Below are 26380 nucleotides of genomic sequence, written 5' to 3' on the forward strand. Positions count from 1 at the left end.
ATAAATACATAAGTCAATCGGCGCTGGCTGTCGGTTCAAACGCAGGGGCGCACTTGGCAGCATTCACAGTTCGACGGATCGTCCCTCGATTGATCCGGAACTGCTAATCCGGATGCTGATTGTCGGCTACTGCTTCGGCATCAGATCGGAGCGGCGCTTGTGCGAGGAAGTCCACCTGAACCTCGCCTATCGTTGGTTCTGCCGATTAGACCTCGACGGCGACGTGCCGGACCACTCAACCTTCTCCAAGAACAGGCACGGCCGCTTCTGTGACAGCGATGTGCTGCGGCATGTGTTCGAGACCGTGGTGCGCCGGGTTTGGTCGGCGGTGAGGCTTCGCTGTCGATGCCAGTCTGATCAAGGCCGACGCCAACCGCCAGAGCGGGTGCAGGGCGCAGAGGGACTGGATCCAGTTCGATCTCGTCGTGCAGTTCGTGAGCATCTGGCGGTGCTGGATGACGCGGCCTTCGGTGCGGCGACGTCCGTCGCGCCGAAATATCTCGCGCCGGTCGATCCGGCCGCGCGGTGGACCGCGGCAAACGGCGGCCTCGCGTTCTTCGCCTACGCGACGAACTACCTGATCGACCTTGATCATGCCGTCATCGTTGAGGTGGAGGCATCCAGCGCCGTACGCGTCGGTTACAGCGCAGTCGTCTCGACCTCGTCCTCTCGGGCATGCCCCCGCCTGCGGCGGAGCTCGTTGTGGTGAACCGCAATCACCCCATCTACTCGATGACGAAGAGCGTCGACGCGATCCGGCGGCTGTTCGTGGCGCTCAATAGCCGGGTCGGCAACCTGCCGTCGCTGCCCGGCATCTTCTCCGATTATCCGGCCCCGATCGTGCGCAACGCCACCGACGATCGCGAGATCGTCATGGCACGTTGGGGCATGCCGGCATCGCAACTTGCCCTCATGGAATCGGCCGAGAAGCGCGCGGCAAAGGTGGACGCCAAAGGCAAGCCGGTCGACTTCGTGGAGCTGTTGCGGAACCGACAGCGGGACCACGAATATCCACCACACCTCGAGCAAGACGACGACCGCACTTCTTTCCTGGCTCTAGGGAACGTTTCCCGCAGCGGTCGCTTTTTCTCTTGTAACGAAGGAGAATCCCATGGCCATGGAAGAAACTACCGGCTCCTTGATCGGCAGCGATAAAGTTCAGGGGACAGTTGTTTATGGTGCCAACGATGAGAAAATCGGTTCAATCGAACGCATCATGATTGAAAAGATCAGCGGGCAAGTTTCCTACGCTGTGCTGAGTTTCGGTGGATTTCTTGGCATGGGTAACGAACATTACCCACTGCCCTGGAATTCCCTGATGTACGACACCGGGCTTGGCGGCTACCGGATCGACGTAACCGCGGATCAGCTGAAGAGTGCCCCGAAGTATAAAACCGATAGCAGCTGGAACTGGTCAGATCCCGCCAGTAGCAAAGAGATCGACGACTACTGGTGATATCTCAAGCGCGAGCTGAACCGTCTGGATGTCCTGGCACGGTTGAATAGCAAACGGCTGAGCGTTGCCGTTGCGGCCGGACTGATGAACATAACGCTCGCTGGTAGGCCGAGAAGCGGAACTAGGTCAATTAGTAACACCCCGCCGGCTTTAACCGGCGCCGCTCTATCAACGCTGACCCTGCCCCCACGCGTATTCCACCGGAACGTTCGTTCGCGATCCGAGTTTACGCACAACACGGGAAAGCCTGTGTGGCAAACAGGAGCGTCAAAAATGAATTTGAAATTGTTGGCCGCAGCCGCCATCATTACTGCTTTCTCAGCTCCCGCATTCGCGGCGAATTCATACTATGTCGTGCAAGATTCCACGACGAAGAAATGTACAGTCGTACATGAAAAGCCAACTACAACTACGTCTATGGTAGTCAACCCGGCTGGTAAGGTCTACACGACAGAGGCCGATGCCACAGCCGCTATGAAGACAATTACTGTTTGTGAAAGCAAGTAAGACTTAGGTGTTTTGGGTGGTCGAGAAGTCATCCCGGCCACCTGAATTTGATACCAAGCGCCATGCAGGGCGATTGCACTAACTCGCCTGCCGATTTGCGCTCCCACTCCCGTGGGAATCCTCAACCGTTAAGGTCCGGACTTATAACCAATAGCTGACGGTTGCGGCGATGCAGACGGCGGCGAGGAAGTTGATGGCGGCCGGAGGACCGCCGGCACTAGCCAGCGCATGGAAGAGATCGACCCAGACGCCCTTGGCGGCCCAGCGCACATAGCGGCGATTGTAGAGCGTCTTGCGAGGTCCATAATCGGATGGTGCATCGATCCAACGCCCGCCGGATTTGAGAATGTGGACGATCCCACTGATCAGTCGCCCGTGAAAAATGCAGAAGCCATCCTGGCGGAATGATTTCGCGGGTTTTGAAAGTATTCGCTATCGCCGGTTTTGGGGATGTCGACATCGATTTCCTTGCAATTTGATTTGGCGGAATCGGCGTGATTCCATGTCTCCGGCTGGGTTTGAGTCGGAGATATCGCGATGCTTCCGAAGGAGCGGCGAGACAGCGGACAGAATGATTTGTTCAAGTCGCACCTCGACCAGATCGTCGACATGAACCACGCGTTGGCGAAGCTGGCGCGCAAGATCGACTGGGGATTTCTCGAGGGCAAATTCGGGGCGGTCTACGCCGATGTTCCCGGCCGGCCGCCCCTGCCGACGCGGCTGATGGCGGGATTGGCGATCCTCAAGCACACGTTTAATCTGTCGGACGAGGCGCTGTGCGAACGCTGGGTCGAAAACCCCTATTATCAATTGTTTTGTGGCGAGGCGTTCTTTCGTCACGACGTTCCCTTCGACCGCTCCTCGATGACGCGCTGGCGTCAGCGCATGGGCGAAGACAAGATCGTCGCGCTCATTCAGGAGAGCCTGAATGTCGCCACGCGCGTTGGCGCGGCCAAGCCGTCGGACTTCACCAGCATCATCGTCGATACGACGGTGCAGCCGAAGGCGGTGGCGTTCCCGACCGATGCCAAGCTCATGCATCGCGCCCGCGAGAAGCTGGCGCGGTTGGCCAAAAAGCACGGCGTCGTCCTGCGACAATCCTACGAGCGTGTTGGCAAGCACGCGTTGATCGCGCATCAGCGCTACGCTCACGCGAAACAGTTCAGGCGCGCCAACCGGGCGCTGAAGACATTGCGCACGTATCTCGGCCGCGTGATGCGTGACATCAGGCGCAAGATCGCCGGCGATCCGGACAGGCAGGCGGCTTTCGCGCAACTGTTGTCGCTGGCCCACGCGGTGCGTCATCAACAACAAAGGCAGCGCGGCAAGAAAATCTATTCCCTGCACGCGCCGGAGATCGAATGCATCGCCAAGGGCAAATCGCACAAGCCCTATGAGTTCGGCGTGAAAGTCTCCATCGCCACGACGCTCAACCATTCCAGGGGCGGCCAGTTCATTGCGCACGCGAAGGCGCTTCCGGGAAATCCCTACGACGGCCACACGCTGGAAAGCATCATCCCCGATGTCGAGCATCAAATCGGCGCGACCATCAATCGGCTCGTCGCCGACAAGGGCTATAGGGGCCACAATGCTCCGCCAGAATACAAGTTCAGGATTTACATCTCGGGCCAGAAACGCGGCGTCACCGACCCGATCAAGCGTGACCTGCGACGACGTTCGGCGATCGAGCCTGTGATCGGTCACGCAAAATCAGACCACCGCATGGATCGCAATTATCTCAAGGGCTCCGAAGGCGACGCCATCAACGCCGTGCTCGCCGCCGCCGGGTACAACTTCCGCCGATTGCTCGCGTGGCTAAGGCTGCTTTTGCGCGCATGGTTAGTGTCGATCATGCCGCCACATGCCAACCATCAATCATTCTCGGTCGCATGAAATCTCGTTCTTCACGGACGACTGATCACCCGACGGTCATCGATGCGCGGCTTGCCTCGCGTATCTGTCGGCAAATGCGGTTCGATCCGCGAAAACTGTGCATCTGTCAGCCAGAACTGATCCCGCTTCATCAAAGGCCTCCTGTCGGAGACCCTGAATCACAAACGCAGTCCGCTCAAACCAATTTTATGGGTCCGAGCCCTAGATTGTCAGTACAGCCTAGAAACGACTGATTATGCCGACAATCAGCGCCGAAGAGAAAACCGCGGTGCCGAAATCTGCCAGCATCAACAATACGTACCTTTGGTGCTCACCGAATTTTAAAATCCTGTGCATGGAAAATCTCCATCAAGCACAAAACATCCCTTTGCACGGTTAGTTCCTCTTCAGCCCATTGATTCCATCATCGACGCAAACATAAGACTCGCCAGCAATTTTCCGGTGCACACTCTATCTGTCACCGCCTGGTCCTCTATGGCAGTCATCGCTGATGAGAACGCCCGGATGCGCTCCCGGCCAATGTGGAGGGAATCGCATGCCAACAACAAAACAGCAATGCCAAGCTCCGCTCGCGACGGTCTTTACTGTCAAGCGGCACCAGCGTCCCAAGTTTGTCTGTCCAAAGTGCGATGGCGCGCGTGACCCTATCGTCACCTCGGAAAGCACAGGGCTGGATCGCGAGCAATGATTTTGAGGCCGCCCAAGTAAACCGGCCTTAGCGGGCGGCCTCTTCCCCAATAAAACCCCCGCCGGAGCGCTTCCGCTGGAGATCTTCAATGAACGAACGTGAGGCCTTGGTCTATATTAAAAGGTTGATAAAAACGGCGAGCGACCTCAATGACATCGAAGCCGTTTCTGATCAACTTCATACGATCCTCCCCATCGCAAACAGAGCGCTTCTCCCTGCCCAGCACAAGCCGGGGAAGAAATAGAAAATCCCGCCGGAGCGGGGCATTCTTTTACCAATTCTGACGACCGTACCAGTCGTCAATCTCCTTCTGGGCCTGATCCTTCTGATAGCCGTAACGTTCCTGGATTTTCCCTTCGAGCTGGTCGCGCTTGCCGTTGATGGCATCAAGATCATCATCGGTAAGCTTGCCCCACTGCTCTTGATTTTGCCTTTTAACTGCTTCCAATTTCCTTCGACTCGATTCCAGTCCACGTGATCGCCTCCTGTTGAATCCGCGCCAAAGAACGAGAAGGAGATTAAGGTCCCCTGCGTCTATCAAGATCGCGTTGCCTTCGGAGGTGTCTTCCTAACGCTGGTCTTCGGGCCTTGATTACTGGCAGTCATAATTGACGCCGCACAGCCTCGAGCGCACGGCTTCGGTGCGAATGCGGATAGCCGCTGCAGCGAGCGCGAGAATTAGAGTGGCGAGGGTCACGCGGCGTGACGCAGAGTCACGCAGCTTGCGGTGAACCGAGGCCCGAGTGAGGTCACTAGTGCCCGCGGCGGCAGGCCCTGCGCGCGGGCGCGTTCGAGCACAAAGAGGACCGTGGCCGCCGACATATTCCATAATCGGCAATAATCCCTCTTTCGTCGTCCAGAGTTCCCTGATCGAGCGAGAAAGCCCGCTCGATCGCGATCATAACTTTCGTGCCGCCTGGATGGTAGATGAAGCGGTCGATCGAAAGACCCATCCCGGACAGAATTGCTAATTGCTGTGAGACCCCGGACTTCATGTGCGCAGTCACGAAATCCGGGATCGTGCTGCGTGTTGCACCTCCATCTCCGGCGCGCAGCACGACGGCGGCGGCCCCATCGCCGAATAGACTGGCAGCAACGATATTGGCCTTGGTCAATTCATCGTGGCAGACTGCTAGCGTGCAAAGTTCAAGCACCACCAACAGCACGCTGGTACCGGGCCGCGCTTGCGCCAGCCGCGATGCGACGGATAATCCAGTTACGCCACCCGCGCAGCCCAGTCCAAAGACCGGCACGCGCGACACATCCGGCCGGAAACCAAGTTTCCCGGCGACGCGGGCCTCCAGTGTTGGTGTGGCAATGCCGGTCGAACACATGTGACGACGGTGTCGATGTCAGAGGCGCCGAGATCGGCGCGTTCGATAGCCTTGTGCGCGACATCGACGAACAACGCTTGCGCGCCTTCGGGAAAGGCCTCCTAAGATCACCCTAGCACGGACGGGCGTAGCCCGGTGCGTATTCCTAGTCGTTATCGACGCGAGTATCCCGGAACTCAGCTGGTCCATTGATCAACTGACTCTTGCGGTCCTTCACATCGGCACCACTAGCAAGCTCATCGCTCAGGGCCGTCGACCGTGCCCTCCGCCAAGTCGCTCGCACGTTCGTTTTGCGTTTGCGCGGTATGCCCATCGAGCCAGTCCTGCTCAGTGGCCAAAGCAGTCCAAGCACGCGCCATCCGCCGGTAACGGATCGACGTCGGCTCATTGGCCGCCTTTTCAGCGAGATACAGGCAATTATCTGCGTTTTCGCGAAATGCGTCTGAATCTTTGGCCATCTTACGTAACGCGACTTGGGCGAGATTGTTCCGTCCTGGCAATAGCGAACCACTAGCCGACGAAGTGCCGGCCGATGAATCAAAGGTTAGCTGGCCACCGGAAGAAGACCTGACGATTTGCTGGATTAACTTACGGCCACTGCCTCGACTTTGGTGCGGACCTTAGTTTCCGCATTATACACCTCGACGCGAAGCATCGGAAATTTTGCTAGGAGTTCTGCACCCGCAGCTTGGGCGATGTGCTCATCGTCAAAGGAAGATTTTAGCTTTCCATCCACGACCATTGCGAAACCTTCGGTTGGAATGATGTCGGCGCGCTGAGGGTTCCGAGGCCGAAGTTCCTCGGACTGATCTTCCTCGGGCTTACGTTTAAATGGTTTCACGACAATACCTACTTTGTTGGGGTCATATCGTATGTGGTGATGTGGTGATGACTCCCCAACAAAACAACTGCGATCGATTTCCGGATTAGCCCCGCGTATCCAGCGACACTCCGAGCGTGTACGCCTTAGCCGCAGTAGCGCCTGGCGTGCGCTTTAGCTTTCTCGCGATCTTCGCGACGCCAACCTTCTGCTTGGCGAGAATCTTCAAGTTGCGAACATCGTCCTTCGTCCACTCTCGGCGAATTACTTTTTTCTTTTTGGCCAAACCCTCGCTCCTTCAATCGTGAAGGAGCGGTTTATCGCGCCGTGTGCGCAACCATCACCGCGGCCCGCACGGACGCCGGCGCGGCCTCAGCTTCGGTGCTGGCGATGCGGCCGTAGGCATCCGCCATTCGATTCAGACGGTCACGTATAGCGGGATCGTGTTCGTGATTTGCTTGTTCTCGTAATTTATCGGCGTTCCGGGCAACATCCTTGATATCCATGGCACACCTCTTCGTTAGCCTGAGGTCAACGTTGGAATGCTGGTGAGGTTGCTTCGATCCGTGCCGACTTGCAGCGCAAGCAAAGATAAAGAAACCCCCGCTGACGGGTTTGAAGGCTACGGTGGCGCTCAATACAGCCAGTTGTTGGTGGATTCCTTAATCTCCGCATCACCACCTTGCTTTTTCTTCTCTTCCAATTCTTTCTCTTTTTCCTTGGTCAGCTCTTCCATGCTCTTGCCGGTCGTCTTCTTCGGATCCTCTTTCGGTTCGCCTGCCGGGGGGGCTGACTGGCCATTGCGGTGGCCCCCTCCCGCCGAGATCAGCATAGCGCCCTCGAGCAGAAAGGCGCACTGCAGGTTTCCCCGCAGCCTGCCGGGCTGTCCAGCCGCGCGGGTGTCGCCTCCTTTGGCAGCCACAGGTGAGCGACTGAATGCCCCTCCAAATTCCCGTGTCGTCGAGGAGATGGAAATATGGAGCGCAAATAGCGACGGCTATTCCTTCGTAATCAGTTTTTTCGAAACTTTTGCCGGTCCCGGATTTCATGGAAGGCCAGGCTATGTGGCGTCATGGCGTCCGCTTTACCGAGGCCGTGGCGCAATCAAGATCATCGGCTCACCCTTTAAGTCTTTCGACGAGGCCGAAGCCGCCTGCGATGCGATGCTGAAACACCTGATGAGCGACCAGGTGGTGATCGAATAGAGGTTGCACATGTGGCTGAGCGCTTCCGGGTACTGACCCCTGTTATTCAGGAAATAGCCACAGCGAGGCGCTCAAATGCCGCAATCAGCTCGATTAGCGCTCATCCGAGCGCCAGGGATTGCCGCCGCGCATCATATTGTTTATGAGGCCCATCAGCAATGCTGCCGCGACGGAGACCACTGCGACTGGAATCAAAACTTGGCTTAGGAAGGATCATGCCGGTTTTAATCTCGCACCGCTTGGTAACAATCGCCCGGGAGGTGGTTCCGGAGCAGAAAGAAATCCGCGAGGGGGATCCGTCAGACGGTGATTTCGGCTTGGATGCGCTCGACTTCCGCATGCATCGCGGAGTGCGGACACCCGTCACAACATTTCCGGGCACAGGCGCCGAGCGCTTCCTTGATGATGGTCTTGATGGTCCGGGCACATCGCCCGCATTCAGCGCTGCATCCGAGACATCCGTAAACCTGCTTAGGCGAACGCCGCAGGTCGTCTGCTGCGGTCACGGCGGAGCGGACGTCGTGATCGGTCAACACGTTACAGGAACAAACGATCATGAAACGGAACCCAATTGCGACACGCGGACACGGGCCGGATATTGTTGGACCGTGTCGCGAAACGCAAAGGGAAATCTGGCTGTTTCAAGCTATTCCAAACTGCCGGTAAGCCGAATACCGGCCCCGATCTGATCCCTCCGCTCCGGGGTCTCTGGCCGGTCACTGGGGCAGCCTTTACGGTTGTTCATGATGAGCTTGTGGCCGACTCCCGGACTTCCCCCTGGTTACGCAGCCGACCCCTCAGTGAGCGTGAGCTTCGTGCTGGGAGGCAAAGGATCGTTCGAACGCTACGAGAGGTGACCTCCGACGCAAATGTTCTTTCAAGGTTTCAGCAGTGGGCACGATAGGCGAGCTTTGATGCGCTGTTCGGCCTTACTTCGGTGGACGGCGTCCATCCGCATTCGAAGCCGACGACCTCGACCATGCTTCAATTCCCGCTGCGGATTCCGCCTGATCGGCTTTTCTCAGCAAGGCGCCTCGATAGGGGCTCGGTCAGTTCATCAGCCGACTCAACATTCCAGAAACGCCTATATGTCAGGCCGCCAAGCACGCCGCCGCGGGCAACACCGGCCATGGTCACGGTCAACACGACTGCCGAGGGCATTGAGCGCGCTGTTCGCATTGTTGTAGCTGCTCCCTAGGACACTGAAGGAAGGCGCCGTGAGAACCCCGTTGGCATCGATTGAAGCGCCGCCGCCAAACACCGCGGCCAGACGTTGATTGAGCGTGGTCGAGTTCGTATTGAGGAAGTCGATCGCGATGTGTGGGCGCCGATCGCTGATGTATTGGCGGCGACGGGCGCGATGGAGCCATCCGTCAGTCCTGTCAGCTTTCGCGTTCCGGCCGCGCCGGTGAAATCGACAAGAGCGCCGTCCGTCAATTTGCCGACGGTAATCTGCCGTGTGGTTGGATCCTGAGTGACGAGGCCAATGCCGCCGGAGTTGACCTGCGTCGACAGGTTGGTGATGGCGCTGTCGGTGCTCGTCAGTTTAGCATCGACTGCCTAGCACTACTTTGGCAGATTTATTCACGCCGTTGCATTTCGCCGACTTGTCTTCTGCAGTATGGGCATCGCTGATTTGGTGGTCGAAGAATGAGTTCGATGATGGCGTGGCGCACGGCCGGCAAACTCGGCTGTGGCGGTGGGCCGTTGATTCTTTTTTTTCCGGGCCACTGTGGCGATGCGGCGGTGCTGTAAAAAGGCGTAAGCGATCATGGTCATGAGAGCATGACGGTGAAGGCCGTGCCAGGACCGGCCCTCGAAGTGATCAAGTCCGAGCTCCTCTTTCAACTGCTGATGCGCTTGCTCGCAGATCCATCGCGCTTTGACGGCTGCAGCCAACTGTCGCAAATTCGTCCGGGCTGGCAAGTTGGCCAGATAGTACTTCTTCTCCCCCGAGCTGCGATGCTCACCGATCAGCCACGCCTCCTCGCCGGGAAGATGTTGTTGACCCTTGTCCTTGATCCGTTGTGGCGGCCCATCGGCGATCCGCACGCGAACAGCGGCAAACCGCGCTTTCAGTCTGCCCTTGGTTCCCAGCCGCCAACTCACATTCTTCCACCTAGTATCAGCAAGCATGTTTTCCGCCGGCATCGACAACAGATCCGGGATGTGCCGCTGACGGGGGCGACCTCGACCGGCGATCGGAAAGATCAGCTTGACCGCCGCCGGATAAACTTTCTGACGCCCCGGGATGCCGACTGCCCAGGCCAGGCCACGGGCCGTGAGACCCTGACGGAACGGCGCGCTGAGCCCGTAACCGGCATCCGCCAGCACACAGCCGAAGCGAACACCGGCTGCGAGCACGCGATCAATTTCAGCCAGCGCGATCTCCGGCTTGGTTCGCCCGGCGCGATGCTCGACGGGAACGCCCGCACGCTTCAATCGCGCCGGATCGCTCGTCCAACTCTCGGGCAGGAAGAGCCGCAGTGCCACCATTACCGGCACTTCACCGCACGCAAGTGTCAGCGATACCAACGTTTGGCAATTGGCCGTCTTGCCGAGCGATGAGGCATATTGCGGAGCGACACCAACCGAACGATCGCCCTTCTTCGGCATCGCCGTGTCGTCGATGACCAGCACCGCATCCTTGCCGCCGACAAGGCGATCGGCCTGAGCCAGCAATTCCGATTCCAATGGCGCCGCATCCCAGACACCATCAGCGATGAAATGGTGCAACTGGTCATAGTCGCCCGGTGCCAGCCGTGCAGCCATCGGCTGGACGCTCTTGCGATCGCCCGGTCCGATCAGTCCGGAAACATATAGTGGACACATCCGCCGCCGCGCCTTGTGACCCAAACAATCCAGGAACGGCTTCAGCCAGCGTCCAAGCTCATCTCCCCACTTCGATCTCATGTCCGCCATGGTCGGCCCTCCAAAAGCCGACCACCCATGAATCATCGAAAATCTGATTCGGGAATCCAGTTACCCAGATCAAGCGCAAAAATCTGCCAAAGTAGTGCTAGTTTCCAAACGCCTCAGATATTCGCGCGTCAAGATCGGCAACTGGTGCTCCAGATCGGACGCCATCGAAAGCTCTTCCTGCAAGATGCGTTGGCAAACCACTTGAGTTTGCGCGTCGCCGACAGCTTCGGCCGCAGCGATCAATACTCGGTACTACGCCGCCTCCATGCGGTCGAAGGTGTAGCTCGCCATCGCCCTTCACAATTACGTCGTCGACAAGCGGCCATCAGGCAGCGGGGCACGTTGATGCTGACGCGCTCAAGCTCAAGCAACTTTTGCGAGCCTCGGCGCGACAGTCCGCGACCGGAACTCGCAGGTAACGCCGGCGTTAACAAGGGCTATCGGACGACCGGACATACGACGTCATCATTAAAGAAGCGGGTATTGCCCGGCCCCAATTGACTCACAATGGATGACCTTCGATCCAGAGTAGACACCATGCGCGCAGAAGCGAGCCCTGATCAGGCGCCACCAGCCGATCTACGAATTATGTCCGTTGAGCCAGGACGGACAAGCATTTGGATGAAAGAACTCCCCTATAGTCTCGTTATGCTACTAACCATAATCGGCGTTGCCTATACGAGCTTCTCGAAACAACCGATTGTTGTCTATTGGGAGATTCTGGCGGTGGTGATTGGAGCCATCTGTATCGGCTCTGGATGGCAGAGTGCGGACGATAAAGACGCGCGATGGCGGTTGGTTCGGACGCAGGTACTGCATTGGTGCGCATTTCTGCTCGTGATGAACATGATACTGTTGCCGAGCGTGCAGAGGATCCTCAATGCCAATGTGAGTGGGCTCGCCATTTTCACGTTGCTGGCACTTGGTACGTTTACCGCTGGCATCCATGTCGCTTCTTGGAAGATCTGCCTTCTCGGACTCGTCATGGCCCTGAGCATTCCGGCGATTGCGTGGATTGAGAGTTCGGCATTGATTGTGGTTCTGGTTGTGTCCCTGGCGCTCGGGGTTGGCGCCGTGCTTTGGTTGCATTGGCATAGAAAGAAGCCCATCCCAGATTGACACAGAGACAAGCAGCGGCGCAGCTTGCATTCGATCACGCAAATGCCGAACCCGCGGAGGTAAAGAGTCTATCGAATTCCTGAAACCAGCGCTTGAGAAGGTCCGCGGCAAGACATTAAGGGTGCCGCTCTTTCAGGAGCAGGCGATGCAGCTAGCAGATCGTCGCCGACCGACGGGTCCCGCCTCGATGATCCGATCGATCTGCCAGACGGCCGTATCATCAGCACGATTGGCGAGGCGGCAGAATACGCCGTCAAGCTCCCCGCGAGATCGGCAATACCCCCATCATGGCAGCGCGCCGCTGATGCTCTCCACAAGGCCGCGGGGCATGGCGGCCCGTTCGTGTCAGTTCCGGCGAGCAGGCTTTTCAATGCGGGCCTTGCGCGCTTAAGCGGGACGATGGCAACCCGACTATGGCCCAATACGACGCCGGAGCAGGAGCCAATCATACCATCAATCGAAATGGCCTTCGCCAACTCAAGGCTGCCCTCAGCAAGGCGGCCGCGAGATCAATCGAGGTTTTGCTTGACGCTATTGCCGTCGCACTGGCTGCCTTCACGGCCGAGGAATGCATGAACTTCTTCGCCGCCCCCGGCTATGATCGTGTCTGATCAGATTAGCGCCCGCGAAAGCCGCGCCTTAGCAGACCCGCGACGGCGCCGCTGATGCGCACGGTCTCGGCGACGTCATCCGGAGGCGATCCGAACAGCCACGTCACGAGCCGCCTTCGCTGCTCGAATGTCGGATGGAGATGCGCTAGGGTGGTCCTTCCGGTCGCCGCAGCGACCGTGACCGCGACCCACCCCAGCCGTTCCATGTAGAGCCAAGGCTGGGCGCCTTCGGCCGGCGGGTGCATGGCCGTCGTCCAAGTCAATTCCACAGCAGAGGTGGAGAGCGCGGCGACGTGGCAGGGAACAGCATGATCATCGCCCCCGAGCGCCAGCGCGCCGGCCTCGTTGACAGGAAAGAACTTGTCGCCTCGCGGCAATTCGAAACAAGCCACGAACGCGATGAATGCGATCAGCATCGAAATGCCGGCCCACAGCAGATTGAAGTAGTCGAGCGATGAAATTTCGCTGGCAGCATAAGGAGAAAGAAATGCCCATGCGATGCTCGCCGCGGAGCCGAACGCAATCAGGCCGAACGTGAGCGCCAGCTTCCACCGCAGCTTCGGCGCCGATCGGTCGCCGCCTTTGTCGGTGATCTTGAAGGGCCGGCCGAACGGTTTGACGACGGCGCTGATCAATGTCGCGGAGACCGCAAACGAAACGATCGCGTGCGTCGCCTCCATGAACAAGGGAAGGGTGCGCGATCGCGAAATCCAGGCCATGTAGATGGTCTGGCCCAGAATGGCCGGCGCACCGTAGCGCAGAAACGCCAGATAGTCGGCCTCGAACGCCGGCAGACCGGCGAACCAGTACATCATCGGCGCGATCAGAAGCAGAACCAGAAACGGCTTGCAGAGCCAGTTCAGAATCCCGTGGACATAGTGCAGCCGTTGAATCGCGGAGTATCCGCGGCCGAACAACGGACCGTCGCGCAACAGCGCGACCTGGATCGTGCCGAGACACCAGCGGCTGCGCTGGGTGATGTATTCGGGAATGCCTTCGGCGGACAATCCGCAGCTCAGTTTCTCGTTGAGCCACCAGGTCTGATAGCCGTGCGCCAGCATCGTGTAGGTCAAGTTGATGTCTTCCGAGATCGCCTCACTTGGAAATCCGCCGATCTCAACCAGACGATCGCGGCGCACGACGAACGAGGTGCCGACGCAAAACGCGCATCCCCAGGCGTCCTTGGCGGGCTGAAAGACGTCGAAGAAGAAGCGCTGATCGTCGACCATGCTCTGCGTGGCCAGCAGATTGTGCTGGATCGGATCGCCGTTGTAGTAGAATTGCGGCGTCTGAACGATCGCCACGCCCGGGTCCGCCAGCAAGCCGACCGTTCGCTTCAACAAATGCCGCTGCGGAGCGAAGTCTGCATCCAGAACCAGAATGACGGGTGCATTGGTCGAGGCGGATGTCACCGCGAGGGCATTGTTGAGGTTGCCGGCCTTCGCCGCCTTGTTGTCCGCCCGGGTGATATACCGCGCGCCCGCTTCCAGGCAGTAGTCGCGAAGCCAGCTTCTCCGCGTGTCGTCGAGTACCCAGACGGTGAAGTCCGGATAATCGAGCTCGAGCGCCGTCAGGATGGAGCGCTCGATCACCTCAAGCGGCTCGTCATAGGTGCAGATGAAGACATCGACCGCGGGATAGGTGCCGCGGACGCGCATCTCGCGCTCAGCCCGGTCAGCCTGTCCCGATCGATCAATGCTGCGGAACAGAATCACGATCGACATCAGCGTGTAGACGACCGCGATGAACTCGAGGGTAAAGAAAAGGTGCGGCCAAAGGCTTTCGGCGGACATCGAAAGCCGCGGCAAGGTATCGTGCCAACGCCAGAAGACATAGATTACGAGCAATGATCCGGCTGTCGTGCCAAAGATCATCCGGTCGAGCGCCCGTGAGGGGTTGAGCAGGCGTGCGCTCACAAGCAGCCCGATCCACAGTCCGAAATCGATCATCAGAATCGATGCGTTGTCAGCAGCGCTTTCCAGCATCAGTTCGTCTTTCTTCCGGCAAACGGGTTCCAGCCGGTTGCCGCCAGCGCGGCCCATGCGGTGGCTCCAAGATGGGGCCTGCGATAGTAGAAGAAGTCGGCGTTCGTGCTGGTCGGGTCGATCGACAACCCGGTAGTCACCCTGGCGTTGCGCGTCGCGTTGAGCAGGCCGGATTCGGTTTGATCCGAACGAAGCCCAGACAAAATCTCCCGGCTGCGCGCAAGATCCCCGGACATGCGATAGGCCAGGGCCGCCTGCGCGGTTCCTTCAACCCACAGGCCGTCACGGTCTCCGTTGAAGTCGAAGCCTCCGGGCACCGCCAGATGCGTCTCTGCGAAACGAAGCGCGCTTCGCCACTCGGCAGGTGCATCAGGGACCGCCATCCATGGCCAGAGTTGAACGTCGAGCGCAAGCATCGCGCCGTCAGCCGGCTTTCCGTCGGGGTTGCGCCCGAGCAGAAAGTGGTCGCCGCGAAACGAAGCTTCAAGAAGCCGCCGCGCCTTCGACGCCGCCTCGGCATATTTCGCGTCGCCCGTCAGCCGCAACAGCCAGTTGGCAACCGCGTACACATCCGCATTGTGTTCGGTTGACACCCAATCAAGCCGCACCTGGGCGGGATCGTAGCCGTGGAAACCGCCGCGAAAGCCCTCGGTCTCGGCGGCGGTGTTGACCGTGATCCACGCTAGCAGTCGCTCGGCATCGGCGAGATAGGCCGTGTCCTGGGTCGCTTGATGCAAGGTCAGCAACGCCAGCGCAGCCCAGGCGACGTTGCCGGTGGCGGTGCCATCCTGCGCGGGATCTTCCGCCCACAATTTCTTGTCGCTGTCCCACCAGCCCGGAAGCGCGGGCGGGCCCTTGCCGACCGGGCCGGCGCGATAGGCGTTGCGGATGCGGCCGTCATGGAACGTGCGGTCAGTGCGAGCCGCCTTGCTCAGCGCGTCGCCAATCAGCCGCGCCGCCGGCAGGTTTCCACACGCCACCAGCGCGATCGCGGCCAAGGCATTGTCATAGACAAATGCCGTCGTGGCCAGTCCGCGAGGCAGATGATCTTCATCCTGCCCGGGTTCATAGCTTCGGATAAAGACCGGCTCCGAACCGCGCGCCTGCGATGCCACAGCCCGGCTCAGCCCGGCGCAATATGGATTGTGGCCGGAGACCGGATCGCCCATTGCTGCGGAACCTGATGCGATCGCAATACAAAGGCCGATGACGAGGGGCCGGATCACTTCGCAACGACCGCTTCGGTGCGGGCCGGCCAGTCTTTCCATTTCGCCAAGGCGTAGCGGTCCTGCGGCGCTTCGCGGAATTTCGCCGAGAGCCGGGCGTGCCCCGCCTTGCGATTGCGCTCATGGAGCGATTGCGCGTTGGCGGATCCCCACGAGGTCACGAAGGCCGCGAGCTGCCGCCAGGCGACCGACATCGACGGGACAGCGACGCCGTTGTCCCGCGTCACTGTGACCCATTTGCCGACCGAGCATGGTGCGGATTGCCCAGCCTCGGCGGATTCGGTGCGCAGACCGTCGCCGCTCTTTTGATCCGGCATCACGATCGCGTACATTTCTCGCCGTTCGGTTTGCGGAAACGGCACCGCGTAGCGTTCATCAAGCTTGTCGCTAGTCTTTGGTAGCAGCGAGGTGATGATGCCGGATTTGAAAGGTGCTCCATCGACCCGGACATGGGTGCCGGCCGCCAGGTTCTGGCCCTGCCGATAGGAGAAGATGGCGACGACAAATTGCTGCTCGCAATCGATCAGCGAGGCCAGCGCGTCGCCGGCACTGACATGGCGTCCCTTGGAGGCCTGGACCGTCAGGACCATGCCCTGGCCCGGAACCCGCACCTCCGCCGCGGCCAGCTTGTCAAGCCGGGTGCGTTCCGCATCGATCAGCCCCTTCTGGTCGGCGAGTTGCGCGGACAATTCAGTCTCCTCGATTGCAAGCCGCTTGGCGTCGAGATCGATATCGCGCCGCTTCTGAACGAGTGTGGCAATGGGGGTCAGATCGTCGCCGACATAGATTCCTTTTTCCAAGGCTTCGAGCTGGCCGATTTTCTGGCCGAGTTTCGCCTTCTCCGCGTCCGTGTTGTGAAGCGCCGCTGAATATTGCTTCAACGTCGGGTTTAGCATGTCCATGCTCGCGGTGTTGCGTTCCACCATCTTGGTCTGCCGATCGACCAGCGCCTTCTTCGCGCCGCCAAGTGAGTCGGATTCGGCGACCTTGGCGCGCAACTCCTCGATCTGCGACTTGAATTGCGATTTCAGTTGCGCCAGCTGGCCGTCGATTTCCTCATTCAGCGACGTCAGATAATTCAGGTCGGAGCTCCGCTTTTCTTGCGTCGCCGCCAGTTTCTGTCGGGCATCGGACGTCTTCTGCTCCAGCATGATGAGGGTGGTTCGATCGAGCCTGGCGTTCGAAATCCGCGCGAGCACGTCGCCGGCGTTCACTTCGCCCCCCGGCGTCGCCGACAACGAATCGATGTCGCCATTGATCGGAGCGGTCAGAAGTTTGACGGGGGCATCGACCACCGCTCGATCGGATTGATCGGCAACGATGGGCGGAACGACGGCCGTAACCATGAGCGCGGAGAGAACCCCGGCAACTACCAAAGATGATACGCGCAGAATCACGGGATGACGCCCGCCGGGCGCAGGGCGACCGGATCGGCTCGTCGTTGAATCGGACATTTATTCCCCTTCAATGTTGCGGGATTTGAAAGGGCGTTGCCTCCTGGAATGTTCCGTGGTCCCGCTGTGACGCCGTCCCGGATTTTCGAACCAACGATGTGCGCTGCTGTTCGATCAAATGATCGGCTTCAAGTTTTGTTACACAGCACACAGCGGGCGGCGCACCCCTCCAATCGCACACGATAGAGGCAACGGCGTGCTCAGACGTTGATCGAGGTGTTGCAATAGCGACCGCTTCAAGAAATGTTTACTAAATGGAGGGCCATGGCTGATGACCGGCGCGTGAGCTTACTTACGTGCCATCGGCCGTTGCGTTGACGGTTCGATGGCGGACGTGGGCCGGTCAGCAGATGGCATGGGAGGGCGTACGGCGGAAGAGATCGTTGCGAAGTTGCGGCAGGTTGATGTGCTGCTGGGCACAGGCGGGCAGGTAGCAGACGCAGTCCGCGAGCGATAGGCGTGACGGAGGTCACGTACTATCGCTCGCGGAATGAGTATGGTGGCCTGAAGGGCGATCAGGCGGCTGAAGGAGTTGGAGACCGAGAACGCTCGGCTCCGGCGAGCGGTGTCGGAGCTGACGCTGGACAAGCTGATCCTGGCGGAGGCAACTTCTAGCCCCTCCCGACGCCGTGCGTGCGTCGATCATATGATGACCGGGCTTGGCATCTCCGAGAGACGGGCGTGCCGGGCTTTGGGTCAGCACCGATCGACGCAGCGCAAGACCCCAACGACACCGATGACGAGGCCGCTTTGACTGCCGACATCATCAAGCTTGCCCGCCAATATGGTCGCTACGGATATCGCCGGATTACTGCGTTGCTTCGCAGAGCTGGGTCGACGGTGAACAAGAAGCGTGTGAACGGATCTGGCGATGCGAGGGACTGAAGATCCCCCTAAAACAACCTAAACGCGGGCGTCTGTGGGTCAACGACGGCTCGTGCATCCGTCTGCGGCCAGAGCGCCCCAACCATTTCTGGTCTTATGACTTCGTCGCCGACCGTACCCATGACGGCAAAGCGTTCCGGATGTTGTGCATCATCGACGAGTTCAGCCGTAAACACAAGATTCCTGACAGTCCCTTGTAGGAACGTATGTGCGCAGGAATGCCCCGCGAGACGAACAGCTCGCAGAGTGCCTCGATGACATCGGTCGCCCTGAGCTTCCGTGCGACACGGATGGCCCGACGCGGTCTGGACGAGGTCGCGGAATGGCAAAACCAGCCGCTCGATGCCAGTTAAGCACGTGTCAACCGAACCGGGTGCAGCTCAGTCGTGCGAAGGCATCACATAAATCGATGGGGTTACGTCGTCGGCCGCCGCGCTCTTGTATGTTATTGAGAAACCGTCGCCGGGGAAGGGCGAGAGCCACCTATCCCGGAAGCGCTTCTGAGCCAGGGCAGCTTCCGAATTGCTGTCATTGCTCTCGTGACCAACGCGGTGGCGCGGAATTCTTAATAGACGGCGGGAGCTGACACCTCTGCCATTCGTTGGAACCTATTCGGTAACCTGAGATTAGCCCTCAGTTTTCACAGAACACGGAGGCTTTCTATGGCCCGAATTCTTCTAATTGCAGCCGCTGGTGCGCTGCTCGCCACCAGCGCGTCTGCTGCACCCCTCATGAACCAGAATCCCGCTATCTCACCCTCGTCTTCAACTGAAAACGTCAGGCTCGTTTGCGATGATTATGGGCGCTGTTACCGCACCCGCGGCCCCCGTTATGTGCAGCGGGGGTATTACGGAGACCCTTACGCTTATGGGCGGCGTGGTTACGTCGAACCTAGCTATGGCTATAGCGAACCTGGCTATGGATACGGCTACGGTGGCGGACCAAGCATTGGTTTTAGCTTTGGCGGCGGTCGCTGGTAAAATAGCAAAGACCCTTCCGTCGTCGACGGAGGGGTTTTCTTTGTACGAGAATGCAGCTCTCTCGCAAAAGTGTCTCAGGGAACCCAACGGTCTGCGGTGTGTTTCTTGCTGAGCCGAGTTCTTCGGCACCGTTGTGGAGGATGTTACGATGAAGAATAAGTTTTTAGCGTCCGTGGCTGCCGTTACTTTGTTCGCCACTACAGGTTTAGTTGTTGCGCAAAATAATCCTGGTGGAATGAAGGGTGGAGACACGCCTGCGGCAGCATCGCCCAAAGGTGAAACCAGCGCTCCCATGAATGCGCCTGCCGCTAAGGGGGCGGAGACCGCGCCGACTGCCCCGAAATCAGGCGCATCAGCTCAGGACAACAGTGACACCAAGGCTAAGCCAAAGGCAGCGCAGGACAAGGCCGGAAGTGCGGGTACGAAAACACCAGAGGCTGGATCCGATGCAAAAACCTCGAGTGACGCGAAGGGTGATAGTAAGTCTAAGACAACGGAGCCGACAACTTCGACGACCAATTCGAAGGACACTAAGGCTCCCGCTGCGGCCGACAGCAAGCCTTCCACGCCAAACACCAAAACGTCGGGCAACGCTGCGACCTCGGCAACGGGGGCTCCCCCCGCCGAAAAGCAGACGCAGATTATATCCGCGATTAAGCAGGAAAAGGTTGAAGAGGTAACAAACATCAACTTCAACATCTCAATTGGAACGGCAGTTCCGAGTACCGTTCGTTACTATCCGCTCCCTTCTCGTATCGTAGAAATCTATCCTGAATGGCACGGCTACGATTTTATTCTCGTTCGTGGAAAGTACATCATTCTACGTCCGCGAACCCATGAGATCGTTTACATCATCGAAGGTTAAAACTAGAAGATAACGCCGGCCGACGAAGTCAATCACCGCGCGACGAAATCATGAATACGCTTTGCGGTGAAGCGTTGGGCGGCAGTACACCGGTTCGGCGGGTAAGATCACCAATTGCCAGATCGGCGTATTCGCGTCCTACGTCTCGCAACACGGCCACGCCTTCATCGACCGGGCGCTGTATCTGCCGAAGGCCTGGGCGGAAGATTCCAAGCGCATGGCGGCGGTGCATGTTCCCGAAGCAACCCGCTTTGCGACAAAGCCGGCTATCGCGCGCGCCATGATCGAGCGCGCCATTGCCGCGAACGCGCCGTTCAGTTGGGTCGCGGCTGACAGCGTCTACGGCGTCGGCGACATTGAGATCGCATTGCGGCGAGCCGGCAAGGGGCTATGTTCTGGGCGTGAACGCCAATCATCCCTTCCGCTCGTGGGCCAAGCCGCACGCCGTCGCCGGAACCACCAAGGACATCACCGAGAGCCTTTCCCAAGCCGCCTGGCGGCGCCTGTCAGCAGGTGACGGGACCAAGGGCGAGAGGCTCCACGACTGGGCGTATCTCGACTTGGCCGATCTTGATGCCAGCGAGTACAACGGCGCCTCACCGGCTTGTGGACGCGCGGCCTTTTGATCCGCCGAAACATCGCCGATGGCGATCTCGCCTACTTCTCGACATGGTGTCCGGCCGACACGCCCATCGAAACGTTGGTGCGGGTCGAAGGTCATCGCTGGGCAATCGAGGACAGCTTCGAGACCGCCAAAAGCGAACTCGGCCTCGATCATAACGAGACCCGTTCCTGGCATGGCTGACATCGCCACGTCTCGCTCGTCATGCTCGCCTTCGCCATGATGGCCGCGATCCGCCATCATGCCAACGCCCGTCCTTCGGACCCCCAAAAACGACGCGCCGGACAAGGTCCCGAACTCGCCATTGATCCGCTGGTCGGTTCAGGAAATCCGCCGCATCGCCACACGTCTCGCCCGACGACGTATCAACCCCGCAAATATCATCGCATGGTCGCTGTGGCGACGGGCACATCAGGCCACAGCTCGACAATCCCACCTCAAATCAAAACCACAACTGTAATGCATCTAGGCCATGCTACCTTCAAAACGAGGCCGCAGTGGTCGGAAACACGCCAGTACCCGCCGTCCGGTGCCGTCCTGGTTAGGACACCCGCAATTTGGGACAGTGGGCAAAAGTGAACAGCGCGACACTGTTGGATTCGGTCGGCCGCAACCGAAGCCGCAGCCATTCTGTGGTGGCCCTCAAGACCCAGACGGCGCTGGGGCCGTTTGAGGGTCGATAAGATACACCTAGAATCTCGGGGCGATTTGGGCGTGGGTTATTTTATCTTCGGCCTGGCGCTTTGGTTGGTTGCCGGCCGGTAGGACCAAGTCAGGAAATGCCAATCAGGGACCCATGTATCGCAACAGCTTTTTGAATATTCGATCACCTTCGTCAGCACAGCAGCGGGTGTGGAATGGTAAGAGCTTTATGCCACACCACATTTTGCAAGCCGGCGTTCTGTGCGCGCAGGAACATAGACTGACCTTGTCGGTTAGCTTTCCGGGACGTCTTCTTTAGGGAGTGTGCGCCATGGAGAAGGATCGAATTGCCGGATCGGTGAAGGATTTCGCCGGCAACGCAAAGACCGAGGCAGCAGGCCGCATTCGCGAGACGACAAGCGCCGCGCAGAACCTGTACGGCCAGGCCAAGGATGCAGCGCGCGAAGCTACGGATGCCACCGTCAACTACGCCAAAGACGCTTATGAGAACCGCGGCGATACTTTCCGTGACGGCTCGCAAGCGATTGCGAAGAGGGTGCAGGACAATCCGCTCGGTTCGATGTTGATCGCGGGCGGGATCGGCTTTGCGTTGGCGCTATTGCTGACTCGCCCGCCGCAGCGCGGGCGATAACGGCTAAGACGGGCATATCGGAACAGTTCACGCCTTTTGATTGATTGGCTGTTTGTTGGAGATTAAATCGTGGATGATGACATCCCGCTGGCCCCTTTCGCCCACGAAGGCTCGGATCCCGTTCCAGAACCGAAATCCACCATCGCGGAAGTCTCCGAAGCTGTGAAAAGGACGGTCCACGGCGTTAGCGGCGCGATGGAAGCGGGTCGAAAGCCAGGGATGCCGTTGAGCATCTTGAGTAACATCGTGCGCGAGGCGCCTCTTGGTTCGCTGTTAATCGCATTCCTGTTAGGAGTTGCCGTCGGCCGCCGCCGGTGATGGTTTGGGGGCGCGAGCAGATCTGCTGATGGCTCGGCGGATGCGTGGTAGGCTCTGCGTCGATGTCGGCGAGGGACATGCACAGCACTTGCCCGTTCCCGGCCCGCGAGAAGGGCTGTCCTGAGCGGACATTGCCGTGATCAACCAGGGTCGGTCTGGCCCGTTATCGGGGAATGCAAGTTGCAGTGAACAAGTAGCACGCGCTATTCGGCGCTGCTCACCAGCTTGATGCGCGGCTCAGCGGCATGCATCAGGGTGCGATACGCCGCAAGATAGTCAAGCGCCATGCGGCGCGCGGTGAAACGTGCCTCGAACTGCTTTCGGACCGCGCTGCGATCCAGCTGTGCAAGGCGGCCGACTGCCGCGACAGCGCCGATCTCATCATCGACGATGAAGCCGGTCAGGCCTTCATCGATGATCTCAGCGACAGATCCGCGGTTGTACGCGATCACGGGCGTGCCGCACGCCATGGCCTCGATCATCACAAGACCGAAGGGCTCCGGCCAATCGATCGGCAACAATAGGGCGGTTGCACCACTGAGAAAATCCGATTTTTCGTGATCGCCGATCTCGCCGATATATTCGACCAGCGAGTGACGCAGCAGCGGCCGAATGATTTCGTCGTAGTACTCCTGATCGCCGCGATCAACCTTGGCGGCGATCTTCAGGGGAATACCGCATCGTATGGCTATCTTGATGGCTTGGTCGACGCCTTTTTCCGGCGCGATGCGACCGAGCACGGCGAGATAGCTCGGCGAGATGGATCGCGGCGTCAGCAGCTTTTCCGGTACTCCGTGGAGGATTGTGCGGACCCAGCTTGCTTGCGGCACGGGGCGCCGCTGCGCCGTTGAAATCGAGATCACCGGAACTGACGAGAACGTGGTGAAAACTGGCTGTAGTTCGGGCAGATCGAGCCTGCCGTGCAGCGTGGTCAAATATGGTGTCGGCTGCCGGGAGAACAGCGAAAACGGATAATAGTCTAAATGAAAGTGCAGAAAATCAAACTCTTCATCGTCGCATTTCTGTCGCACTCGCTCCAGCATCATCATGTGCAAAGCGTTGGGATCGCGCACTGATCCATCGAGGCGCAGGGCTTTCGGCCAGGTTGCGTCCAGTTTTGCGGAAGTACTGGAATCGCCGCTGGCGAATAGCGTTACATCGTGTCCAAGTGCGACCAGTTCCTCCGTGAGCCAGTGCACCACGCGCTCAGTGCCGCCATAAAGCTTAGGCGGTACAGCTTCCGTGAGCGGGGCTATCTGCGCGATGCGCATCCAGTCGTCTCCTGTTAGCATTTCCGGGAAAAGCCCAGATATTAGAATGGCAGCGGCCTGCCGCCAGGGGTGCTTCGTCTCGGATCAGGCGGGAGCGTTACAGAACTCTCAGTCACCGGTAGATGCCGTGATGGGGCGGTGATAATCCAGCATGTCGTTTCGGGTCGAGACTCGCTGGTCAATATTGCTCACTTTCAAGATCTAGAGCTGCCACCAACTAAGGCGGAAACACATCGTCGAGGAACGCTTAAGCGTGTCCAACATTGGCTCAGCAGGAGGTGAGGCCGCTCATCGGCTTACGCCTTTTCCCGCCGACTTGTGAAGCGTCAACGTCGCAAGACTAAACCGGTTCTGTCCTGGAACACATCGCTGTTGACGCCCCTTTGTCTACCCTGCGGGCATCAAAGAAACACCCCGCTGCGGCGCTGGGAGCACCGGGGACGGGTGGATTTGAAAAGGGATCGAGCAGATTTAGTACTCGAACTGTTCGATCATGCAGTCGCCGACCGCCACGCAGCATTGGAAGCGGGGCCGCCCGAACCGACCCGCCTGCGCGCGCGTTGAGGTAATCAAGCGCTATGGGAAAGCTTTTCGCGTTTGACCGCGCTGCCGCGGTTGGGAAATATAATAGCGGTACCGCACGCGGTTCTTGGTCACGTTGCACGGCGGTGACAAATTAGGCCACGAAGCGCGGCATAGGCGGCGCGGGCGGCGTAAAAGCCCACCAGTGGCTAGGCTGGTCCCTTTTGGGGGGCGGTCGGGATGTTTGCCGTGGAAGTGTACGCCGCTGTCCGGCATTTTGTTTTCATTGAGGGCCACAGCCGTCGTGAGGCGGCCCGGGTATTCGGGTTGAGCCGTGAGACGGTCCTGAAGATGTGCCGGTTCGCGCTGCCGCCGGGCTATACGCGCACGATGACGAAGCCGAAGCTTGGCCCTTTGCTCCCGGTGATCTCCGCGATCCTGGAGGCGGACCGCACGCGTCCGGTGAAGAAGCGGCACACGGCGAAGCGGATCTTTGAGCGGCTGCGCGACGAGTTCGACGGTGGCTATACGGTGGTGAAGGACTACGTCCGCATCGCGCCGGCAAGAGGCCGCGAGACGTTCGTGCCGCTGTCGCATCCGCCGGGCCATGCGGAGGTGGATTTTGGCGAAGCGGTCAGCGTGATCGGCGGCGTCGTTGCAAGCTGCGACAGATGGGTCGCTCCTCAGCGCCGGCGGGTCTTTTGTGCACCGCCCGTCGCTGAATTAGGAACCTCTTCCCACCCCACGCGTTAACCGGCTGGAACGGGATACCCCCCACCACGCAAATTCCCGGACCCGAATAGGCCCGCTATTTGCTCCCTTTTGGCGGGCCTTTTGGCGAGCACCAACTCAGCGGCCAAACTCGTAGATCCGCCGACTACTCGCGCTCACGCCGCCGTTTTCTCAGCGCGGTCAACGGCACAGTCGGCAACCTCACGGTTCGTGAGCGGCGGTCCGCCGCCGCGCAGCCGGCCATGTCGGCTTCGATCGGGCCAGACGGACCGCACCCGCCCATGACGATCAGCCCCGCCACGGCCCAGTGGGATCAGGAAAGCGCGGAGCGGGATCATGCCGTCACGGACCAAGAATTTCGAAGTTTGAGTTAGCAACTGGAACCGCCAACGGGCCCTCCTTGTTGCTCCATGGCGATGACAACAGGAGGACACAAACTATGGGCAAAGGCGCTCTTCTCTGGTTACTCGGCATACCGATTCCGATCATTATTTTGCTCTGGCTGTTTGGATTTCTGCACTAGGCCGTAGTGACGATTTAACTATCTGAGCCAGATAGCGATGGCGGCGAGTTTGACGAAGCCCATGAAGTTGGCGAGCAGCTTGTCGTAACGTGTTGCGACGCGCCTAAACTGCTTGAGCCTATTGAAGAAGCGCTCGATGATGTTGCGCTCCTTGTAGAGATCGAGGTCGTAAGGACGCTGATCTTTCCGGTTTCGCTTTGGCGGGATGACGACAGTGGTTTGCATCTCAACGATCTTGTCGATGAGATGGTTCGCATCATAGCCTTAGTCGGCGATTGCGCAGCTTGGCTGAAAACCGTCGATCAGGCCATGCGCGAAGGCGATGTCGTTGCGCTGCCCTGGGCTTGCAATGAGGCGCGCCGGTAGACCGAGCGCGTCGCCTGCGGCGTGGATCTTGGTTCTCAGGCCACCGCGAGACCGGCCCAGGCCCTGGCATCCGCCCCCCCTTTTGACCGTCGCGCACCGGCGGCGTGCTGATGAGCGCGAACGATGGTTGAGTCGATCATCAGCCATTCGAGGTCGGCTTGCTTCGCGTTCCCAACGCACCCATAGCGACTCAAAAGTGAAAGGTATCTGTTCGTCGACCGGCAGAGAGCGCCAATCGGGCAGATTCGATGCGTGGCTCAGAACGTGCCCGGCATTCCTGCTCAGCATTTGGCGACGTTCGGCGGGCACTTTTTTGCCGCAGGCGCGGCAGTGCACAAACCGTGTAGGTTAGCCGACGAAAGTGACATCTCGAGATTCCGAGAGATCGTATAAGAAAATTTTTTGTTCAAAGAAGGATATCGAAATTTTACTTGTCATGTGCACTGAGTCAATGTGAATCAATGGAAAGCGGCAAAAACGGCAGCCTGTTGATCGAGATACGGTGAGCGCTATCCGCACGCCGGACGGTTTTCGCGCCACTAAAATCCTCACGCACGCGGCGCGCAAATACGAGGTCACCTTCTGCTTGGCGAGGTCGCCGGCAAGGTCTTCCGCATCAGCGGCAACCTGATTGATGTCATGGTGTTCGCCGATGTTGCGACGGCAGAGATAGTGAGGGCCGATCTAGTGTCTCGGCATTAGGCGCAGTTCCGGTGTGGCTGCCGCCCAGGAATACTACCGCAGCACCGCTGTTGCCGAGATCTAGGCCGCAGCGTGAGGAG

25 protein-coding genes and 10 pseudogenes are annotated in these 26380 nt (G+C 59.2%); 18 read left to right on the forward strand and 17 right to left on the reverse strand.

From position 1 onward, the window contains the following. Positions 1-43: 43 nt before the first annotated feature. From ACSZOQ_RS16630 to ACSZOQ_RS16645, 4 genes and pseudogenes are all read left to right on the forward strand, one after another. Positions 44-634 (forward strand): annotated as a pseudogene (locus ACSZOQ_RS16630) (transposase); the annotation flags it as partial. A 68-nt stretch (positions 635-702) separates the two neighbouring features. Further along, the gene (locus ACSZOQ_RS16635; protein WP_439923531.1) at positions 703-1155 is read left to right on the forward strand and encodes a hypothetical protein; all 453 of its coding nucleotides are present in this window, start codon (positions 703-705) and stop codon (positions 1153-1155) included. After that, positions 1112-1456 (forward strand): PRC-barrel domain-containing protein, encoded by a 345-nt coding sequence (locus ACSZOQ_RS16640; RefSeq protein ID WP_439923532.1) that lies wholly within the window; start codon positions 1112-1114, stop codon positions 1454-1456. The genes ACSZOQ_RS16635 and ACSZOQ_RS16640 overlap by 44 nt, the downstream gene beginning before the upstream one ends. A 273-nt stretch (positions 1457-1729) precedes the next feature. Continuing rightward, complete coding sequence (locus tag ACSZOQ_RS16645; protein WP_439923533.1) at positions 1730-1963, forward strand: hypothetical protein; 234 nt, start codon at positions 1730-1732, stop codon at positions 1961-1963. 192 nt (positions 1964-2155) lie between these two features. On the opposite strand, the pseudogene ACSZOQ_RS16650 reads toward ACSZOQ_RS16645, so the two are convergent. Continuing rightward, positions 2156-2335, reverse strand: a pseudogene (locus tag ACSZOQ_RS16650) (transposase); the annotation flags it as partial. A gap of 165 nt (positions 2336-2500) precedes the next feature. Here ACSZOQ_RS16650 and ACSZOQ_RS16655 point away from each other — a divergent pair. Next, positions 2501-3856, forward strand: coding sequence for an IS5-like element ISNha6 family transposase (locus ACSZOQ_RS16655; RefSeq protein ID WP_439923534.1), 1356 nt, complete (start codon positions 2501-2503; stop codon positions 3854-3856). Positions 3857-3876: 20 nt separating this feature from the next. Here the strand turns inward: ACSZOQ_RS16655 and ACSZOQ_RS16660 are convergent. Next, positions 3877-3987: pseudogene (locus ACSZOQ_RS16660) on the reverse strand (IS5/IS1182 family transposase); the annotation flags it as partial. Between the two features lie 645 nt (positions 3988-4632). Here ACSZOQ_RS16660 and ACSZOQ_RS16665 point away from each other — a divergent pair. After that, entirely contained in the window at positions 4633-4788 is a 156-nt protein-coding gene (locus ACSZOQ_RS16665) for a hypothetical protein (protein WP_439923535.1), read from the forward strand. Positions 4789-4815: 27 nt separating this feature from the next. On the opposite strand, the pseudogene ACSZOQ_RS16670 reads toward ACSZOQ_RS16665, so the two are convergent. From ACSZOQ_RS16670 to ACSZOQ_RS16700, 7 genes and pseudogenes are all read right to left on the reverse strand, one after another. Further along, positions 4816-5018, reverse strand: a pseudogene (locus ACSZOQ_RS16670) (CsbD family protein). A 219-nt stretch (positions 5019-5237) separates the two neighbouring features. Next, positions 5238-5979 (reverse strand): annotated as a pseudogene (locus ACSZOQ_RS16675) (type III polyketide synthase); the annotation flags it as partial. Between the two features lie 135 nt (positions 5980-6114). Then, positions 6115-6336: a hypothetical protein gene (locus tag ACSZOQ_RS16680; protein ID WP_439923536.1), complete on the reverse strand. Its 222-nt coding sequence runs from the start codon at positions 6334-6336 to the stop codon at positions 6115-6117. Positions 6337-6461: 125 nt separating this feature from the next. Further along, complete coding sequence (locus ACSZOQ_RS16685) at positions 6462-6719, reverse strand: hypothetical protein (protein ID WP_439923537.1); 258 nt, start codon at positions 6717-6719, stop codon at positions 6462-6464. Between the two features lie 85 nt (positions 6720-6804). Beyond that, a complete protein-coding gene (locus ACSZOQ_RS16690; RefSeq protein WP_439923538.1) occupies positions 6805-6984 on the reverse strand; it encodes a hypothetical protein in 180 nt (59 codons plus the stop codon). A 31-nt stretch (positions 6985-7015) separates the two neighbouring features. Next, positions 7016-7204 carry a hypothetical protein gene (locus tag ACSZOQ_RS16695; RefSeq protein ID WP_439923539.1) on the reverse strand — a complete coding sequence of 63 codons (189 nt, stop codon included), beginning with the start codon at positions 7202-7204 and terminating at the stop codon, positions 7016-7018. Positions 7205-7332: 128 nt separating this feature from the next. Further along, complete coding sequence (locus ACSZOQ_RS16700; protein WP_439923540.1) at positions 7333-7530, reverse strand: hypothetical protein; 198 nt, start codon at positions 7528-7530, stop codon at positions 7333-7335. Positions 7531-7666: 136 nt separating this feature from the next. On the opposite strand from ACSZOQ_RS16700, the gene ACSZOQ_RS16705 reads away from it, so the two are divergent. Beyond that, the gene (locus ACSZOQ_RS16705; protein ID WP_439926109.1) at positions 7667-7903 is read left to right on the forward strand and encodes a hypothetical protein; all 237 of its coding nucleotides are present in this window, start codon (positions 7667-7669) and stop codon (positions 7901-7903) included. A gap of 299 nt (positions 7904-8202) precedes the next feature. On the opposite strand, the gene ACSZOQ_RS16710 is transcribed toward ACSZOQ_RS16705, so the two are convergent. From ACSZOQ_RS16710 to ACSZOQ_RS16720, 3 genes are all read right to left on the reverse strand, one after another. Continuing rightward, positions 8203-8460, reverse strand: a complete 258-nt coding sequence (locus tag ACSZOQ_RS16710) for a (2Fe-2S)-binding protein (RefSeq protein ID WP_439923541.1) — start codon at positions 8458-8460, stop codon at positions 8203-8205. Positions 8461-9487: 1027 nt separating this feature from the next. Continuing rightward, on the reverse strand, positions 9488-10825 hold the full coding sequence (locus ACSZOQ_RS16715) for an IS701 family transposase (RefSeq protein ID WP_439923272.1): 1338 nt from the start codon (positions 10823-10825) through the stop codon (positions 9488-9490). 69 nt (positions 10826-10894) lie between these two features. Further along, positions 10895-11068: a DUF892 family protein gene (locus ACSZOQ_RS16720; RefSeq protein ID WP_439923542.1), complete on the reverse strand. Its 174-nt coding sequence runs from the start codon at positions 11066-11068 to the stop codon at positions 10895-10897. Positions 11069-11362: 294 nt separating this feature from the next. Between ACSZOQ_RS16720 and ACSZOQ_RS16725 the strand changes: the two genes are divergently transcribed. From ACSZOQ_RS16725 to ACSZOQ_RS16735, 3 genes are read left to right on the forward strand one after another with little or no spacing between them, the layout of a single operon-like run. Beyond that, positions 11363-11944 (forward strand): hypothetical protein, encoded by a 582-nt coding sequence (locus tag ACSZOQ_RS16725; RefSeq protein WP_439923543.1) that lies wholly within the window; start codon positions 11363-11365, stop codon positions 11942-11944. Next, a complete protein-coding gene (locus ACSZOQ_RS16730; protein WP_439923544.1) occupies positions 11892-12335 on the forward strand; it encodes a hypothetical protein in 444 nt (147 codons plus the stop codon). Before ACSZOQ_RS16725 ends, ACSZOQ_RS16730 begins: the two co-directional genes overlap by 53 nt. A 22-nt stretch (positions 12336-12357) precedes the next feature. Beyond that, a complete protein-coding gene (locus ACSZOQ_RS16735; RefSeq protein ID WP_439923545.1) occupies positions 12358-12555 on the forward strand; it encodes a hypothetical protein in 198 nt (65 codons plus the stop codon). Positions 12556-12560: 5 nt separating this feature from the next. On the opposite strand, the gene ACSZOQ_RS16740 is transcribed toward ACSZOQ_RS16735, so the two are convergent. The 3 genes from ACSZOQ_RS16740 to ACSZOQ_RS16750 are packed head-to-tail and all read right to left on the reverse strand — an operon-like array spanning position 12561 to position 17220. Then, complete coding sequence (locus ACSZOQ_RS16740) at positions 12561-14540, reverse strand: glycosyltransferase family 2 protein (RefSeq protein WP_439926110.1); 1980 nt, start codon at positions 14538-14540, stop codon at positions 12561-12563. Beyond that, positions 14540-15709 carry a hypothetical protein gene (locus ACSZOQ_RS16745; RefSeq protein ID WP_439923546.1) on the reverse strand — a complete coding sequence of 390 codons (1170 nt, stop codon included), beginning with the start codon at positions 15707-15709 and terminating at the stop codon, positions 14540-14542. The genes ACSZOQ_RS16740 and ACSZOQ_RS16745 overlap by 1 nt, the downstream gene beginning before the upstream one ends. 53 nt (positions 15710-15762) lie before the next feature. Next, positions 15763-17220: an HlyD family efflux transporter periplasmic adaptor subunit gene (locus tag ACSZOQ_RS16750; protein ID WP_439923547.1), complete on the reverse strand. Its 1458-nt coding sequence runs from the start codon at positions 17218-17220 to the stop codon at positions 15763-15765. A 355-nt stretch (positions 17221-17575) separates the two neighbouring features. On the opposite strand from ACSZOQ_RS16750, the pseudogene ACSZOQ_RS16755 reads away from it, so the two are divergent. From ACSZOQ_RS16755 to ACSZOQ_RS16780, 6 genes and pseudogenes are all read left to right on the forward strand, one after another. Further along, positions 17576-18278 (forward strand): annotated as a pseudogene (locus tag ACSZOQ_RS16755) (IS3 family transposase); the annotation flags it as partial. Positions 18279-19233: 955 nt separating this feature from the next. Beyond that, positions 19234-19950 carry a DUF1236 domain-containing protein gene (locus ACSZOQ_RS16760; protein WP_439923548.1) on the forward strand — a complete coding sequence of 239 codons (717 nt, stop codon included), beginning with the start codon at positions 19234-19236 and terminating at the stop codon, positions 19948-19950. Positions 19951-20071: 121 nt separating this feature from the next. Continuing rightward, positions 20072-20467, forward strand: coding sequence for a transposase (locus ACSZOQ_RS16765; protein ID WP_439926112.1), 396 nt, complete (start codon positions 20072-20074; stop codon positions 20465-20467). Continuing rightward, positions 20445-20884, forward strand: a pseudogene (locus ACSZOQ_RS16770) (transposase); the annotation flags it as partial. The gene ACSZOQ_RS16765 and the pseudogene ACSZOQ_RS16770, both read left to right, overlap by 23 nt. A gap of 661 nt (positions 20885-21545) precedes the next feature. After that, positions 21546-21866, forward strand: a complete 321-nt coding sequence (locus ACSZOQ_RS16775) for a CsbD family protein (protein WP_439923549.1) — start codon at positions 21546-21548, stop codon at positions 21864-21866. A 69-nt stretch (positions 21867-21935) separates the two neighbouring features. After that, positions 21936-22184 (forward strand): hypothetical protein, encoded by a 249-nt coding sequence (locus tag ACSZOQ_RS16780; RefSeq protein ID WP_439923550.1) that lies wholly within the window; start codon positions 21936-21938, stop codon positions 22182-22184. Between the two features lie 203 nt (positions 22185-22387). On the opposite strand, the gene ACSZOQ_RS16785 is transcribed toward ACSZOQ_RS16780, so the two are convergent. Continuing rightward, the gene (locus tag ACSZOQ_RS16785) at positions 22388-23455 is read right to left on the reverse strand and encodes a glycosyltransferase family 4 protein (RefSeq protein WP_439923551.1); all 1068 of its coding nucleotides are present in this window, start codon (positions 23453-23455) and stop codon (positions 22388-22390) included. A 762-nt stretch (positions 23456-24217) separates the two neighbouring features. On the opposite strand from ACSZOQ_RS16785, the pseudogene ACSZOQ_RS16790 reads away from it, so the two are divergent. Further along, positions 24218-24631 (forward strand): annotated as a pseudogene (locus ACSZOQ_RS16790) (IS21 family transposase); the annotation flags it as partial. A gap of 619 nt (positions 24632-25250) precedes the next feature. Here ACSZOQ_RS16790 and ACSZOQ_RS16795 read toward each other — a convergent pair. Continuing rightward, a pseudogene (locus ACSZOQ_RS16795) lies at positions 25251-25765 on the reverse strand (IS5 family transposase); the annotation flags it as partial. A 329-nt stretch (positions 25766-26094) separates the two neighbouring features. On the opposite strand from ACSZOQ_RS16795, the pseudogene ACSZOQ_RS16800 reads away from it, so the two are divergent. Further along, positions 26095-26364: pseudogene (locus ACSZOQ_RS16800) on the forward strand (serine--glyoxylate aminotransferase); the annotation flags it as partial. Positions 26365-26380 lie beyond the last annotated feature (16 nt).

This window comes from Nitrobacter sp. JJSN (assembly GCF_051912485.1).
Classification (GTDB): domain Bacteria; phylum Pseudomonadota; class Alphaproteobacteria; order Rhizobiales; family Xanthobacteraceae; genus Nitrobacter.

What these genes read in the sequence shown, in the direction of transcription:
- ACSZOQ_RS16640 (WP_439923532.1), top strand. Translation starts at nt 1,112, where the DNA reads ATGGCCATGGAAGAAACTACCGGCTCCTTGATCGGCAGCGATAAAGTT.
- ACSZOQ_RS16645 (WP_439923533.1), top strand. Translation starts at nt 1,730, where the DNA reads ATGAATTTGAAATTGTTGGCCGCAGCCGCCATCATTACTGCTTTCTCA.
- ACSZOQ_RS16655 (WP_439923534.1), top strand. Translation starts at nt 2,501, where the DNA reads ATGCTTCCGAAGGAGCGGCGAGACAGCGGACAGAATGATTTGTTCAAG.
- ACSZOQ_RS16665 (WP_439923535.1), top strand. Translation starts at nt 4,633, where the DNA reads ATGAACGAACGTGAGGCCTTGGTCTATATTAAAAGGTTGATAAAAACG.
- ACSZOQ_RS16680 (WP_439923536.1), bottom strand. Translation starts at nt 6,336, where the DNA reads ATGGCCAAAGATTCAGACGCATTTCGCGAAAACGCAGATAATTGCCTG.
- ACSZOQ_RS16695 (WP_439923539.1), bottom strand. Translation starts at nt 7,204, where the DNA reads ATGGATATCAAGGATGTTGCCCGGAACGCCGATAAATTACGAGAACAA.
- ACSZOQ_RS16700 (WP_439923540.1), bottom strand. Translation starts at nt 7,530, where the DNA reads ATGCTGATCTCGGCGGGAGGGGGCCACCGCAATGGCCAGTCAGCCCCC.
- ACSZOQ_RS16705 (WP_439926109.1), top strand. Translation starts at nt 7,667, where the DNA reads ATGGAAATATGGAGCGCAAATAGCGACGGCTATTCCTTCGTAATCAGT.
- ACSZOQ_RS16710 (WP_439923541.1), bottom strand. Translation starts at nt 8,460, where the DNA reads ATGATCGTTTGTTCCTGTAACGTGTTGACCGATCACGACGTCCGCTCC.
- ACSZOQ_RS16715 (WP_439923272.1), bottom strand. Translation starts at nt 10,825, where the DNA reads ATGGCGGACATGAGATCGAAGTGGGGAGATGAGCTTGGACGCTGGCTG.
- ACSZOQ_RS16725 (WP_439923543.1), top strand. Translation starts at nt 11,363, where the DNA reads ATGCGCGCAGAAGCGAGCCCTGATCAGGCGCCACCAGCCGATCTACGA.
- ACSZOQ_RS16735 (WP_439923545.1), top strand. Translation starts at nt 12,358, where the DNA reads ATGGCCCAATACGACGCCGGAGCAGGAGCCAATCATACCATCAATCGA.
- ACSZOQ_RS16740 (WP_439926110.1), bottom strand. Translation starts at nt 14,540, where the DNA reads ATGCTGGAAAGCGCTGCTGACAACGCATCGATTCTGATGATCGATTTC.
- ACSZOQ_RS16745 (WP_439923546.1), bottom strand. Translation starts at nt 15,709, where the DNA reads ATGGGCGATCCGGTCTCCGGCCACAATCCATATTGCGCCGGGCTGAGC.
- ACSZOQ_RS16750 (WP_439923547.1), bottom strand. Translation starts at nt 17,220, where the DNA reads ATGTCCGATTCAACGACGAGCCGATCCGGTCGCCCTGCGCCCGGCGGG.
- ACSZOQ_RS16760 (WP_439923548.1), top strand. Translation starts at nt 19,234, where the DNA reads ATGAAGAATAAGTTTTTAGCGTCCGTGGCTGCCGTTACTTTGTTCGCC.
- ACSZOQ_RS16775 (WP_439923549.1), top strand. Translation starts at nt 21,546, where the DNA reads ATGGAGAAGGATCGAATTGCCGGATCGGTGAAGGATTTCGCCGGCAAC.
- ACSZOQ_RS16785 (WP_439923551.1), bottom strand. Translation starts at nt 23,455, where the DNA reads ATGCGCATCGCGCAGATAGCCCCGCTCACGGAAGCTGTACCGCCTAAG.